Annotated in this window: 14 protein-coding genes; 10 read left to right on the top strand and 4 right to left on the bottom strand. The window is 59.7% G+C overall.

Translation table 11 applies throughout. The features are described 5' to 3' along the window. Positions 1–3 precede the first annotated feature (3 nt). Positions 4–807, bottom strand: a complete 804-nt coding sequence (amrB, locus tag C6366_RS14215; protein WP_107739067.1) for an AmmeMemoRadiSam system protein B — start codon at positions 805–807, stop codon at positions 4–6. Between the two features lie 357 nt (positions 808–1,164). Here amrB and groES point away from each other — a divergent pair, with 357 nt between their 5' ends. The 3 genes from groES to C6366_RS14200 all read left to right on the top strand — a co-directional run bounded on the left by groES (position 1,165) and on the right by C6366_RS14200 (position 4,390). Next, complete coding sequence (groES, locus tag C6366_RS14210; protein WP_107739023.1) at positions 1,165–1,455, top strand: co-chaperone GroES; 291 nt, start codon at positions 1,165–1,167, stop codon at positions 1,453–1,455. Positions 1,456–1,526: 71 nt separating this feature from the next. Next, the gene (groL, locus tag C6366_RS14205) at positions 1,527–3,173 is read left to right on the top strand and encodes a chaperonin GroEL (RefSeq protein ID WP_107739022.1); all 1,647 of its coding nucleotides are present in this window, start codon (positions 1,527–1,529) and stop codon (positions 3,171–3,173) included. Positions 3,174–3,370: 197 nt separating this feature from the next. Continuing rightward, entirely contained in the window at positions 3,371–4,390 is a 1,020-nt protein-coding gene (locus C6366_RS14200; protein ID WP_107739021.1) for a GGDEF domain-containing protein, read from the top strand. A 9-nt stretch (positions 4,391–4,399) separates the two neighbouring features. Here C6366_RS14200 and hflX read toward each other — a convergent pair whose 3' ends face one another. The 3 genes from hflX to C6366_RS14185 form a co-directional block, all read right to left on the bottom strand. Then, on the bottom strand, positions 4,400–5,920 hold the full coding sequence (gene hflX, locus C6366_RS14195) for a GTPase HflX (protein WP_233248507.1): 1,521 nt from the start codon (positions 5,918–5,920) through the stop codon (positions 4,400–4,402). A gap of 125 nt (positions 5,921–6,045) precedes the next feature. Beyond that, positions 6,046–6,657 carry an IMP cyclohydrolase gene (locus tag C6366_RS14190; RefSeq protein WP_107739017.1) on the bottom strand — a complete coding sequence of 204 codons (612 nt, stop codon included), beginning with the start codon at positions 6,655–6,657 and terminating at the stop codon, positions 6,046–6,048. Positions 6,658–7,008: 351 nt separating this feature from the next. Beyond that, a complete protein-coding gene (locus tag C6366_RS14185) occupies positions 7,009–7,572 on the bottom strand; it encodes a lipopolysaccharide assembly protein LapB (RefSeq protein ID WP_107739015.1) in 564 nt (187 codons plus the stop codon). Between the two features lie 246 nt (positions 7,573–7,818). On the opposite strand from C6366_RS14185, the gene flgB reads away from it, so the two are divergent. The 7 genes from flgB to C6366_RS14150 all read left to right on the top strand — a co-directional run bounded on the left by flgB (position 7,819) and on the right by C6366_RS14150 (position 13,766). Then, entirely contained in the window at positions 7,819–8,229 is a 411-nt protein-coding gene (flgB, locus tag C6366_RS14180; RefSeq protein ID WP_107739013.1) for a flagellar basal body rod protein FlgB, read from the top strand. Further along, a complete protein-coding gene (flgC, locus tag C6366_RS14175) occupies positions 8,229–8,666 on the top strand; it encodes a flagellar basal body rod protein FlgC (RefSeq protein ID WP_107739011.1) in 438 nt (145 codons plus the stop codon). Before flgB ends, flgC begins: the two co-directional genes overlap by 1 nt. Before the next feature lie 36 nt (positions 8,667–8,702). Beyond that, on the top strand, positions 8,703–9,008 hold the full coding sequence (fliE, locus tag C6366_RS14170; RefSeq protein WP_107739009.1) for a flagellar hook-basal body complex protein FliE: 306 nt from the start codon (positions 8,703–8,705) through the stop codon (positions 9,006–9,008). Positions 9,009–9,121: 113 nt separating this feature from the next. Further along, positions 9,122–10,723, top strand: coding sequence for a flagellar basal-body MS-ring/collar protein FliF (gene fliF / locus C6366_RS14165; protein WP_107739007.1), 1,602 nt, complete (start codon positions 9,122–9,124; stop codon positions 10,721–10,723). Position 10,724: 1 nt separating this feature from the next. Beyond that, positions 10,725–11,726 carry a flagellar motor switch protein FliG gene (gene fliG, locus C6366_RS14160; protein WP_107739005.1) on the top strand — a complete coding sequence of 334 codons (1,002 nt, stop codon included), beginning with the start codon at positions 10,725–10,727 and terminating at the stop codon, positions 11,724–11,726. Beyond that, the gene (locus C6366_RS14155) at positions 11,713–12,438 is read left to right on the top strand and encodes a FliH/SctL family protein (protein ID WP_107739003.1); all 726 of its coding nucleotides are present in this window, start codon (positions 11,713–11,715) and stop codon (positions 12,436–12,438) included. The genes fliG and C6366_RS14155 overlap by 14 nt, the downstream gene beginning before the upstream one ends. Continuing rightward, a complete protein-coding gene (locus C6366_RS14150; protein ID WP_107739001.1) occupies positions 12,438–13,766 on the top strand; it encodes a FliI/YscN family ATPase in 1,329 nt (442 codons plus the stop codon). The genes C6366_RS14155 and C6366_RS14150 overlap by 1 nt, the downstream gene beginning before the upstream one ends. Positions 13,767–13,836 lie beyond the last annotated feature (70 nt).

The raw sequence follows: 13,836 nt of genomic DNA, 5'->3' as shown, positions 1-13,836 counted from the left end.
GACTTACTCCACCACCACCCCTGCATAGCCGACCACTTGGGAAAAATCCCCGGTCACGTCGCCGGAGGTGGAGTAGGCGATCAGGCGGGCTTGGGTCGCTCCAAGTGCGTTGGCCGTGGCCAGCCCCAAAGTCATGGGCAGCATCCCGCACATGGATATCCGCTGATCGCGCACCGTGGCGTAGAGCTTCTCCGGGTCGCGCTCCAGGGCGGATTGCAGGGCCAAGCCGTCCAGTTCTTTGGCTCGCTGGGCGGAAACGAAATGGCTCATGTCCGAGCTGACGAGAATCAGTACTGGTTTGGGCCACTTTGCGAGCACCTCGGCCAGTTTCTGGGCCGTGTCCAGCAGCACTTCCAAACGCGGCTCGACCACGGCCAGAGGGACGATCTTCGATTGGGGTTGGACGGCCCAGAGAAAGGGCAGCAGGACCTCCAGGGAGTGTTCCTGAAGATGGGCCTGGTGGTCGGCTTGAATCGCCGGGGCGGCCTCCAGGATGTGTCCGGCCAGCCTTCCGTCCACGTCCAGGTGCGCGCCGGGCAACAACCAGCGACCGTCGGGCCACAGGGCCAGGGGGCGTCCGAGTCCGGTATGGTTCGGGCCCAGCAGGAGCACGGTTTCCGTCGGAATCACTTCTGACAGGGTCTTGCCGGCCACGGCCCCGGAGTACGCATATCCGGCGTGAGGCAACATGGCCAGAAGGGCCTTGCTCGGCGAGGATGCAAGAGGAAGATGGCTTCGGACTTCAGCCTCCCAGGCTTGTTTCGTGCCGGGATAAAACCGACCGGCCACGACGGGATTGCGATCCATGACGGTCCTCCGATCAAGATTTGAGATGGCGGGTTCAGAGCGGTTGGGAAAACCACTGAGACAGTCGGCCAGAAAGAGCCGAACCATACGCTAGAACTCCTTCTCTGCCCAGACGCGTCCGCGGCAAATATTGCCACATCTTTTTCATAATGGCGTAATTCATAGTTCAGATGCGAATTATGGCGATATGATTTTTATGATTTGCTTATTGAGATCAAATTGCTACTTATATGAAAATTTCTCCATTTTTGGCTTCAAACAGGGCTTGCTTTTCTTGGGAGTCTCGTGAATAAGTCGCCTTGTTAGCACTCACCGTCTTCGAGTGCTAACAATTAAACCAATTCGGAGGAGAAAAAAATGAAACTGAAGCCATTGAATGATCGTGTTCTGGTGAAGCGGCTCGAGGGCGAGGAAGTGACCAAGGGCGGGATTATCATTCCTGATTCGGCCAAGGAAAAGCCGATGAAGGGTGAAATTATCGCCGTGGGCCCCGGCAAAGTGGGCGACGACGGCAAGCGCGCCGAAATGGCCGTGGCCGCCGGAAACAAGGTGCTCTTCAACAAGTACGCCGGCACCGAGATGAAGGTCGACGGCGAAGAGTTCCTGGTGATGCGCGAGGACGACATCCTGGCCATCATTGAAGACTAGGCCTTTCGCATCGCGAATCGACCGAGAACATCAACGACATCAACGATTTTTACGACGCAAGGAGAACAACCATGCCTGCTAAAGAACTACTTTTTGACGCCAAGGCGCGTGAACGACTGAAAAAAGGCATAGACACCCTGGCCAATGCCGTAAAGGTGACCCTGGGCCCCAAGGGCCGCAACGTGGTCATCGAAAAGTCCTTCGGTTCCCCGGTGATCACCAAGGACGGCGTGACCGTGGCCAAGGAAATCGAACTGTCCGACAGGTTCGAGAACATGGGCGCCCAGATGGTCAAGGAAGTGGCCAGCAAGACCAGCGACGTGGCCGGCGACGGCACCACCACCGCCACCATTCTGGCCCAGGCCATCTTCACCGACGGCGTGAAGCTGGTGGCCGCGGGACGCAACCCCATGGCCATCAAGCGCGGCATCGATAAGGCCGTGGAGGCCGTGGTGGCTGACTTGGCCAACCAGACCAAGCCCACCCGCGACCAGAAGGAAATCGCCCAGGTCGGAACCATTTCCGCCAACAACGACCCGACCATCGGCAACATCATCGCCGAGGCCATGAACAAGGTCGGCAAGGAAGGCGTGATCACCGTGGAGGAAGCCAAGGGCCTGGAGACCACTCTGGAAGTGGTGGAAGGGATGCAGTTCGACCGCGGCTACCTCTCTCCTTATTTCGTTACCGATCCGGAAAAAATGCTCTGCGAACTGGATGAGCCGCTGATCCTGATCTGCGAGAAGAAGGTCTCCAGCATGAAGGACATGCTGCCCGTGTTGGAGCAGGTGGCCAAGATGTCCAAGCCGCTCTTGATCATCTCCGAGGATGTGGAAGGCGAAGCCCTGGCCACCCTGGTGGTGAACAAGCTGCGCGGCACCCTGCAGGTTTCCGCCGTCAAAGCCCCCGGCTTCGGCGAACGCCGCAAGGCCATGCTTCAGGACATCGCCATCCTGACCGGCGGGCAGATGGTTTCCGAAGACCTGGGCATCAAGCTGGAGAACATCTCCCTGAACGACCTGGGCAAGGCCAAGCGCATCGTGATCAACAAGGAAAACACCACGATCATCGACGGCGCCGGTGACCCTGAGCAGATCAAGGCACGGGTTCGGCAGATCCGCAGCGAAATCGAAGAGACCACTTCCGATTACGACCGCGAGAAGTTGCAAGAGCGGCTGGCCAAGATCGTCGGCGGCGTGGCCGTGATCAACGTGGGTGCTTCCACCGAAACCGAGATGAAGGAAAAGAAGGCTCGGGTCGAGGACGCCCTGAACGCCACCCGTGCCGCGGTTGAGGAAGGCATCGTGCCCGGCGGCGGCGTGGCCCTGGTCCGTGCCGTGAAGAGCCTGGGTTCCATCAAGACCGTGGATGACGACGAAGCAGCCGGGGTGACCCTGGTCCGTCGGGCCATCGAGGAGCCGTTGCGGATGATCTCCGCCAATGCCGGCTTCGAAGGCTCCATCGTGGTGGAGAAGGTCAAGGACGGCAAGGACGGCTTCGGCTTCAACGCCGCCACCGGCGTATACGAAGACCTGATCGCCGCCGGCGTCATCGATCCCAAGAAGGTGACCCGCATCGCACTGCAGAACGCCGCTTCCGTGGCCGGTCTGCTGCTGACCACCGAATGCGCCGTGGCCGAGAAGCCCGAGCCCAAGAAGGATATGCCCATGCCCGGCGGCGGGATGGGTGGAATGGGTGGCATGGGCGGAATGTACTAGGCCCTGCCCGTACAAGCTGATACACCGCAAAAGGCCGGACACTGTCCGGCCTTTTGTCGTTGGTGCGCCAGGTGCTTCTTGCGTGATGCGCCTGCTTTGCGATACGACCACTGCCGGATGTGATCGGTAAAGCCAAGCAAACTAGGTAGCCGGTCTTTGGGAACACCCTTGGAATCGTATGGACGGAAGGTGGCCGGATGAAAGAATGTTTCGAAGATCTCTGCGAAACCATGGAGCAGCTGGGAGTCCCCCGGGAGTCCAAATGGCGCGGCTTGATCATGTACATGCGCAGCATCAGGGACTACGAATTCCTGACTCCGGATCAACGGGAGCGGACGCAGGAATTGGTCATGGAGGTGCTACGCAAGAAGGATTTTTCCGAGGAAGCCTTCCGCAAGCTGCTCCGGGACAACGAGGGGATCATCAATGACCAGTGGCGGGAAAAACTGACCGAGACCTTGCAGGATACCGCGCTCCTGATCAAGCAATTTCAGGATATGCTGATGCACAGGAAAAGCGACGTTCAGGACTTGGGCGTGATGACCCTGGAGACGATCCAGCGAGAGCAGCCCCTAGACGAGATGGTGCTGGAGATCCAAAGCGGGTTTCAGAAGATCGAGGAGCTGTTGCAGCAGGATCTGGAGACCATAGTCTCCATCGGACTGACAGACGAGCTGACGCAGCTGAACAACCGTCGGGCCCTGGACGCGTTTCTGAACCGGGCGATTACCACGGCCGTGGCTTCCGGGAAGCCCTTATCCATGATCTTCATGGACATCGACCACTTCAAGAAATTCAACGACGACTACGGCCATCTTGTTGGTGACCAGGCCCTGGTCACGGTGGCCGGTCTGCTCAAGTCGTTCGTGGAGCACCAAGCCAAACTCAGCGACCAGGAACTGTTCCCGGCCCGGTTCGGCGGGGAGGAGTTCGTCCTGATCCTGCCCGGCGTTTCCGGCGAGGATGCTGTGGACATGGCCGAAATCATCCGCAAGAAAATCGAGAACTACAATTTTCTGGTTCGCGACGTCGACGGCAAAGTTCTTTCGGCCGGGATCAAGATCACCGTCAGTGCCGGGGTCTCGGAACTGCATGTCGGATGCGGTCTGGGGCCGGGCATTTCTACCCTGATCGACGCCGCGGACAAGGCCCTGTATCAGGCCAAGAACAACGGCAGAAACAGGGTCGAGTTGTGTCCGCCGGCGAGATCGGCATAATTCACTCAGCTACGCGACCGACGCCGGCAGGGCGGCCATGATCCGTTGGACCAAGTGCTCCAGCCCCTCGCCGGACGCGACGGAGATCCCGACGCCTTCCGGAAGAAGTCGACCGAGTTCAAGCCGATCCTCAGCGGCGAGAAGGTCGAGTTTGTTCAGCACCAGCAGGGTCGGAATTTCGTGCAGCCCCATGTCCGTCAAAATGGCACGTACGTCTCTGACCTGGCGTTCCAATTCCAGGTGGGCCGCGTCGGCCACGTGCAGAAACAGGTCCGCTTCGTCCAGTTCCTCCAACGTGGCCCGGAAGGCTTCCTTGAGTTCCGGAGGCAGGCGGCGGATGAAGCCCACGGTGTCCGTGAGGATCACTTCCCGGTGTTCCGGGAAACGGACCCGGCGACTTGTTGGATCCAGCGTGGCGAAGAGCTTGTTTTCAGCCAGCACCTCGCTGGACGTCAGCACGTTCAGCAGGCTGGACTTGCCCGTGTTGGTGTAGCCGACCATGGCCACAACGGGCAGACCCACCTTTTGCCGCCTGACCCGCGTGGCCTCTCTTTGACGGCGCAGTGTGTCCAATTCCTGCTTGATTTTGGCGATCCGCTGCCGAATTTTGCGCCGATCCAGCTCCAGCTTCGTTTCCCCCGGTCCTCGTCCTCCGATCCCCCCGGCCAAGCGGCTCATGGCCCTGTCCTGGCGAACCAGCCGGGGCATGGCGTAGCGGAGCTGGGCCATCTCCACTTGCAGCTTCCCGGCCCTGGTTTTGGCGTGCTGGGCGAAGATGTCCAGGATCAACTGGGTCCGGTCCAGAACCTTGCGTTCGCTGAGCTGGCTCAGGTTGCGGATCTGGGTGGGGCTTAAATCCTGGTCGAACAACAGCAGTCCGGCATTGGTCCGCAGCGCCTGGACCTCCAGTTCGGCCAGTTTGCCCTTGCCCAGAATGTGCTTGGGATTATGGCGCGTTACTCGCTGGATCACCAGGCCGACCACGGTGATCCCGGCCGTTCGGGCCAGTTCCGTCAGTTCCTGGAGGTTGCGTTCCTGCTCGGCCCGGGGAAGCGTATCCACGCTGACCAACAGAGCCCGGTCCCCAATTCGTCCGGCGTTCGGCGCGGCATTTTGAGCGGCGATGGTTCTGCTCAGTTCCTCTTCGATGGCTTCGGTTTGTTCCAAAAAATTGACGTGGACTTGGTCCCAGGCGACGAGCTTTGAAACGCGGTACGGCCCTTGGTCCGACTCGCCGGGCAGAAGGTGGGCCCAGGACAGCACGCTGGGCAGGCCCGTGGGGTCCAAGCCCAGAGCGGCGATGGAGTCCAGGCGGAGAAAGATCAGGTCCATCAGATCTTCCTCGTTCAGGGGGTCTTGATTCAGGTGGGTGTGCAGCAGGCGCAGACCGCGCAGTCGGCCCGGGCCGTGGCGGCCGGGAGGGAGTTCGGGGATGAGGATGCCGTGGGCGTCGCCCACGATGATAATTTTCGGACGACCCTGACGGTCGATGAGCAGTCCGACTTGGCGGCCCAGGTCCGTGCTGAGCATAGCCAGTTCCCGCGCCTGTTCCAGGGTGTAGCCGCCCAGCGCGGGGTAGCGCCTTTGGTACAGGCGGGACAGGGCCTTGACCTGGCTCGGCTTGAGCCCGGAGGTGTTGCCGTGAACCTGGGCGGCTATGTCGCGACCTCTCCGAAGTCTTTTTCCAGATAGCCCGCGATCATCGCGTCATAGGCGGAGGTCAGACGGAAGGCCTTGGCTGAGATTTCGCGGCGCAGAGCCAGGCTAACGTGATAGTGCTGGGAACCCAGTTCGGCCATGACCCTGGGATAGTCGTCCGGACTGGGAACCACCAGAACGCTGTGGAAATTTTTCGCCGCCGCGCGGAGCATGGTCGGGCCGCCGATGTCGATCTGCTCGACGCAGTCCCTCAGGTTCAGATTCTGTTCCAAGGCCTGTCCAAAATCGTACAGATTGACGCAGATCAAGTCCAGAGGCAACAGGCTGCGCTGGGTCAGGGTTCGGAGGTGTTCGGGATTGTCCTTGTCAGCCAGCAACGGTCCGTGAATGTGCGGGTGCAGCGTTTTCACGCGCCCGTCGAGGATTTCCGGGAACCCGGTGACCTCGCTGACGGCACGAACCGGAAGTCCGGCGTCAAGAAGCGTCTTGCGCGTGCCTCCTGTGGAAATGAGCTGGACCCCGCCCCGCTGCAAAAACGTCGCGAACTCCACCAAGCCGGTTTTGTCCGTGACGCTGAGCAGAGCCTGTCTGATGGGCAATAATTGCATACCGTCCTCCCTGCTTTCGGACATGCCACAAGCCCGAAATCTTGGCAAGACGGCTCTCTTGGTTCCTGCATGTGGACGTCTTCAAGCCGGTCTTCCTGTACTTGCTCAAAAAATGTGGCAAGCATGACCTGGATGCCCGCCTTCGCGGGCATGACGAGCTTGAAACAGCATGCCGCTTCAAGTCATTCCCGCGCGGGCGGGAACCTAGACTCTGGAGCTTTCAGGTTATGCCCGACCTTTTGGAGCAGTGACGTCTTCCATACCTCTGGCCGAGTCGTCCGGACCGGGAACCGTTCCCGGCCCGGACGACCGCGGTCAAGACGGAGGAGAAACCACGGGATGCGGGGCAGTCTACTGGGCCAGTTCCATCAGGAGTTCCTTGGCCGGATCATATGTGGGGTCGCTTTCCAGGGCTCGTTCCAATTGTTCTCGGGCGTGGCCCACCTGGCCCAGCTTGACCAGGATGCCGGCCAGGGTGAACCGGATTTCGGCCTTGTCCGGGTTGAGTTCCAGAAAGTTTTCCAGGGGAGCGATGATCGCGTCCAGGCGATCCAGTCCATGGCCGGCCTGAACGAGGCCGTAGAGGGCCACCAGGTTTTCCGGGTTGTGTTCCAGGGCCTGAGAGAAGTGCGCAAAGGCGCTGTCCGTTGCGCCGGTTTCCATTTCCACCAGGGCCATGCCGGCCAGGGACTTGTCGCTGGCTTCAATTTCCGAGGCCCGACGGTACAGGCTGAGAGCATTGTCCAGGTCCCCGCGCTGCACCGCTACAGTGGCCAGACCCAAGTAAGGATCCGGATGAGTTCCGTTGGAGTTGGCGGCCTTCTCATAATATTGTTCGGCCTTGTCCAGTTCGCCCATGAACAGATAGCATTCCCCGAGTTCCTTGTTGATTTCGTAGTCGAGATGGCTGGTCATGATGGTCTCTCCTCTGAGTTGTTTTGATCCGTGTCGACGTCAACTTCCGACGTCCGTCCTTGTTTCAAAGGCGTTGCATCCTTCATGCCAACCATTTGCTGCAATCCTTGCCGCTCCGGCATGATTTGGATTGTGCACTGTTGGAACGGGAGTTGCTAATCCCAATGACAACCAATCGTGTCCATGGCGTTTGCTTTCAGGCTGTGCATTGCGCGAACAGCCTGAGATGACAGGAGGAATCGAATCATGAAAAGTCTGTTTGGGTCTCATATTCATCTTCAGGGAAAGGTTCTGGACATGCGTCTGGAACGTCAAAATGTCGTCGCGGGGAACCTGGCGAACATCAAGACCCCCGGATACAAGGCCCGGAGCCTGGAGTTCGAGGATGATCTTCAACGGGCTTTGGGATTGGACGCCCGGGGCAAGATGACCCGGACCAGCCCCGACCATTTACCGGCGGAGTTCGACGCCCGAAAGTTTTCCGCGGACTTCATCAAGGACCTCAAACCACGGGTGGTGCAGGGCGAGGACGCCGTGGACCTGGACAAGGAAATGACCACCATGGCCAAAAACACGTTGCTCTACAACACCCTTATCACCACGCTGCAGAAGAATTTCGAGGGACTGAAAACCGTCATTACCGAGGGAGGCAGATAATGGACTTCATGACCGCCTTGGAGATCGGAGCGTCGGGCCTGAGCGCCGAACGGACGCACCTGAATATCATTTCCATGAATCTGGCCAACGTGAATACGACACGGACCCCGGAAGGCGGACCGTATCGTCGCAAAAGCGTCGTCTTTCAGGCCACGCCCCTGGACTCCCCCTTTACCAAGGCCATGCGTTCCGAACTGGAGCGGGAAGTCAAAGGCGTGAAGGTTTCCGGCGTGGTCACGGACCAGCGACCCCTGAGACGGGTCTACGATCCCGGGCACCCGGACGCGGACGGGCAGGGCTACGTCAGCTTACCGGATATCAACGTGGTCGAGGAGATGGCCAATATGATGACCGCCTTGCGGACCTACGAAGCCAATGCGGCCACGATCTCATCGGCCAAGGCCATGTTCAACAAGGCCCTGGAACTGGGCCGATAACCTTCATTTCGCTAATACGTATCCACGGAGAGCGCCATGTCAATTTCCCCCATCGCCATGAAGGCTTACAATCAAGCCGCGCAAATGGCGCGGCCCGAGACCATCAAGCCACATGAAGAGATTCGGTCTTTCACCGACACATTGAAGGGCTCGCTGGTCGAGGTAAACAGCCTGCGTCAGGAGTCCATCGGACTGATCCAGTCCTTTGCCTCCGGAGAGAATCAGAACGTGCACGAGTTGATGATTTCCATGCAGAAAGCCAGCTTGTCCATGAGCATGACCTCCGCCGTGCGCAACAAGATCATGGAAGCTTATAAAGAAGTGTTGCGGATGCCATTCTAGAGGTTCAATGGTTCATGGTTGTATAAGGCACTGAACCTTTAAACCACTGAACTTCTGAACCCTGAACCCCTGAACCCCTTAACCCCTGAACCCGAAAAAAACCGGAGCCAGCCATGCCTCCTTTTCTGGATAATTTGAAAGCCAAGGTCCTTCAGATCTGGAACGATTCCAGCGTTTCTCAACGTATTATGGTCGGCGGATTGGCGGCGACCATGGTTTTGATTTTCTTCCTGCTCATGTACTGGATCGGGCGACCGGATTACGCCGTGCTGTACGACCGCCTGACTCCGGAGGACGCCAGCCGGGTAAGCAACATTTTGCAGGCCGGCAAGGAGCCGTACAGGCTGGCGGATAACGGCCAGACCATTCTGGTCCCGGTGGATCGGGTTCATGAACTGCGGCTGCGTGTCGCCGGGGAAGGCGCGCTACGCGGACCGGGGTTGGGTTTTGAGCTGTTCGACGACGTCAAGCTCGGTCAGACCGACTTCATCCAGCGCATCAACTACCAGCGGGCCCTGCAGGGCGAACTGTCCAGGACTATTTCTGAATTTCCGGAGGTGGAAAGCGCCCGGATTCACTTGGTCATCCCACACCGGAGTTTGTTCATCGAGGAGCAGAGCCCGCCGTCCGCGGCCGTGATTCTGGCCATGAGGCAAGGCGCCAGGCTGGATGGCCGCCAGGTCCAGAGCATTGTCAATTTGGTCACATCCTCGGTGGAAGGGTTGACTCCGGATTACATCACGGTATCCGATACAAGCGGGCAAATACTGTATCAGCCCAAGCCCTCGGACACCATGGAAGGGATGACGAGCACGCAATTGGAGTACAAGCTGCAACTGGAGCAAAGTCTGGAGCGGCGCATCAGCCAAATGTTGATCCCGCTATTCGGCCATGGCCAGGTCATCGCCAAGGTGAACACGGAATTGGATTTCAGTCGGCGGACCATCGTCAGGGAGATGTTCGACCCTGACAGCGCCGTGGTCCGCAGCGAACAAAAAAGCGACGAAACCAGCACTGGACAATCCAACCTGGAAGCCGGAGTTCCCGAGCCGCAGTTCCAGGGGGACGGCTTCGCCGGGCAGGGCACCTACCAGGAAAGCGCCCGTTCCCAGTCCACGACCAATTTTGAAATCAATCGCGAAGAACAGCAGATCATCATGCCTCTGGGCGAGTTGCAGCGATTGAGCGTGGCGGTTATCGTCGATGGAACGTATCAGCCGGGGGGCGACGACCAAGGGCATGTTTTCGTGCCGCGCAGCGCCGAGGAACTGCAACGGATCGAACAGTTGGTCCGCAATGCCATCGGTTTCGACGGGGCACGGGGAGACAGCGTGGAGGTTTCCAGTATATCCTTTGGCGGTCCGGAGCTGATTCCGACGCCGAGCTTGGCCGACGTTATCCTGGACTACGGTCGACAGTTCGGCAAACCGATTCTGAATTTCCTGTTGATCCTGCTCTTCCTGCTTCTGGTGGTCCGCCCGGTGGTGATGGCCATGATCAGGCCACGCGTGGCCGAACAGGACGAAGGAGCGATGGACGAACTGGAAGGAGAAGGGGCCATGGCCCTGGAATCCCCGGACAAACAGGAGTCCGAAGCCATGTTGGCCCAGCGCCGCCTGGAGGAGTTGAAACAGGCCACCGCGGAGTTATTCCGAAAGAACATGGAACAGAGCATTCATGTTCTGAAGATCTGGCTGAAAGAGGAGAACGCCTGAAGTGGCAGATAAAATATCCGGTACCCAGAAGACGGCCATTTTGCTGTTGGCCATGGGCGACAAGTACGCCGTGGACGTGTTCAAGCACTTGGATCGCCGGGAAATCATCCGTGTGAGTAAAGCCATGGTGGAGATGGACTCGGTACCCAAGGAGATGGTCGAGGAGGTGCTTGAGGAATTCAACCAGCTTTTGGCTCTGGGTGAAAACATGCTGGTCGGCAGCCCGGACCGGGTGCGCAAGATGCTCCAGGGCTTGGACAGCGAAACGGCCAAGTACGTGCTGGACTCCTTGGACCTGGACGCCGGTCCGGGGCCGTTCAAGGCCCTGGAAAGCATCAGCCCGAAGTTATTGGCCCAGATTCTGCGCAACGAACATCCTCAGACCCTGGCTTTGATTCTGGGCCATCTGGATTCGGAGCAGGCCGCCGGTCTGCTCCAGAACATGCCCGCCGGGGCCCGGGCCGAAGTGCTGATTCGCTTGGCCCGCCTGGAAGCCGTGCCCGCGGACATGTTGGAGGACGTGGGCAAGGTGCTGGATCGACAATTGATCGCCATGGGAGGGCGGGAAGGTCGGAAGGTCGGCGGAGTGCCGTCGGTGGCCGAGATCCTCAACGCCGTGGAGCGGGCCACGGAAGAGGAAGTGCTGGCGGACATCGAGGAGGAATCCACCCAGTTGGCCGAGGAAATCCGACAGCTCATGTTCGTGTTTGAGGACATCAAAACCCTGGACGACCGTGGCATTCGGGAGTTGCTCAAGGAGGTCAGCAACGACGAACTGACCCTGGCCCTGAAGGGGGCCAGCGAGGAACTGCAGGCAAAATTCTACTCCAACCTGTCCGAACGTGCGGCCACCATGATCAAGGAAGATCTGGAAATCATGGGGCCGGTCAAGCTTTCCGAGGTGGAGACGGCCCAGATGAACGTGGTCAAGGTGGTTCGCCGGCTGGAGGTCGAAGGCCGGATCATCATCACGAGCAAGGGAGGCGGCGATGTCCTCCTCTAGTCCTGACGGCATTCGATCTGGAGGGAAAATTGTTCTCGGCCCCCGCCGGTCCGTGGGGCTGTCCGAGTTGACCCTGGGCGGCGGTCAACAGGCCGCCTGGAACATGGAGGCCGAAGAAGAGTATCTGACCCGGGTTCGGGGCAAGGCCCAAGGCATGGCTAAGGAGATTTTGACCCAGGCCATGACCGAGGCGGAAGGGATCAAAGCCAAGGCCCGCGACGAAGGCTTCCGCGAGGGCCAAGCCCAGGGCGAAGCCAAGATGAACCTAGTTCTGGAGCAGGCGGCCGAGCAATGCGCCGCGGTGGTGCGTTCCATAGAGGAACAAGGCCAGGAAGTCTGGCGGACCTACCGCAGCGACTTGGTGATGCTCTTGCAGGTCATGGTGGAAAAGGCCATCGCCGTGGAGTTGGACGTTCATCGCCGGGAAAGCCTGGCCAACCTGCTGGATCAGGCCGTGGACATGATCGACGCCAAGCGCAAGGTGGTCATTGCCGTCCATCCACGGGATCGAGGGTTGATCGAAGACCTGCTGGCCTTGGGGAGAACGGAGGACGGCCGTCTGACGGGCTGGAAAGTCAAGGACGATCCGCAAATCGAACCAGGAGGGCTGATTCTGGAGTGCGACCACGGGATGGTGGACAACACCATCGCCTCGCGCAAAGCCGGTTTGCGGGAAATCGTGGACCAACTGACACTGGAGGAAAACGGCTGATGGGGCTGTGTCCGCAAAGTTGCGTCAACGTGCTGCGGGAGACGGACCCAGCCCGGACCTTCGGCAAGGTTTCCAAAGTCGTCGGACTGCTGGTGGAAGGCCGGGGCATGAAGGCTTCCCTGGGATCCTACTGCCGCTTGCTTTCCGATGACGACCCTGAAGGCATTCCCGCCGAGGTGGTCGGTTTTCGCAACGGTTCCGTGCTGTTCATGCCCTACGGAGAAATGCGGGGCATCCGGCCCGGCAACCTGATTCAGAATTCCAACACCCCCCCTTTGTTCCCCGTGGGCAAGCGGATGCTGGGTCGGGTCCTGGACGCCTTCGGTCAGCCCTTGGATTCGGGCCCCGTGCTGAAACCGTCCCAGTATTACCCCTTGCACGCCGAACCGCTCAATCCCCTGAAGCGTCCTCGGATTCACGCCCCGCTGGACACCGGCGTCCGGGCCATCAACGGTCTGTTGACCCTGGGCAAGGGACAGCGGGTGGGGATCATGGCCGGCTCCGGGGTGGGCAAAAGCACCATGATGGGCATGATCGCAAGGTATACCCAGGCGGACGTGAACGTGATCGCTCTGGTGGGCGAGAGGGGCCGGGAAGTTCTCGACTTTATGGAAAAAGATTTAGGTCCGGAGGGCTTGGCCCGCTCTGTGCTGATCGTGGCCACCTCGGAACAGGGACCACTGGTCCGCATGCGGGCCGCCTTCGCGGCCACGGCCGTGGCCGAGTATTTCCGGGACAAGGGCCAGGACGTGATCCTGATGATGGATTCCGTAACTCGGTTCGCCATGGCCGCCCGGGAAGTGGGGCTGGCCGCCGGAGAGCCGCCCACCACCAGGGGCTACACACCCACTGTGTTCGCCATGCTGCCCCGGCTTCTGGAGCGGGCCGGCAACAGCGAACAGGGCAGCATCACCGGGATCTACACCGTGCTGGTGGAGGGCGACGATTTTTCCGAACCCGTGGCCGACGCGGTCCGTTCCATCCTGGACGGCCACATCGTGCTCACCCGGGAGCTGGCCGATCAGGGCCATTACCCGGCCATCGACGTGCTCAAGAGCGTCAGTCGGCTGCGCGCTGAAGTCACCCCACCGGAAATCCTCCGGGCTGGGCGGGAGGTGATCCGCCACCTGGCCACGTTCAAGAAAGTGGAGGACATGGTGAACATCGGAGCCTATGCCAAGGGCAGCAGTCAGGAAATTGACATGGCCCTGCAGCGCATCGGACCGATCCAGAGTTATCTGCGCCAGCATGTGGACGAACGTCAAACTCTGGACGACAGCTTTGCCGGGCTGTTCGCCTTGCTGGACAAAGGGGCTGGAAAAGGTTGAAAATCGTAAGTTGAAGATGGGAGTCCCGGTTTCAGCCTGGATTTCTTCAACCTCCAACGGTCACGGATCA

This window comes from Desulfonatronum sp. SC1, assembly GCF_003046795.1.
Taxonomy (GTDB): domain Bacteria; phylum Desulfobacterota; class Desulfovibrionia; order Desulfovibrionales; family Desulfonatronaceae; genus Desulfonatronum.
Note: the sequence above shows the minus strand (reverse complement) of the source record. Positions and strands in the feature narration are given on the sequence as shown.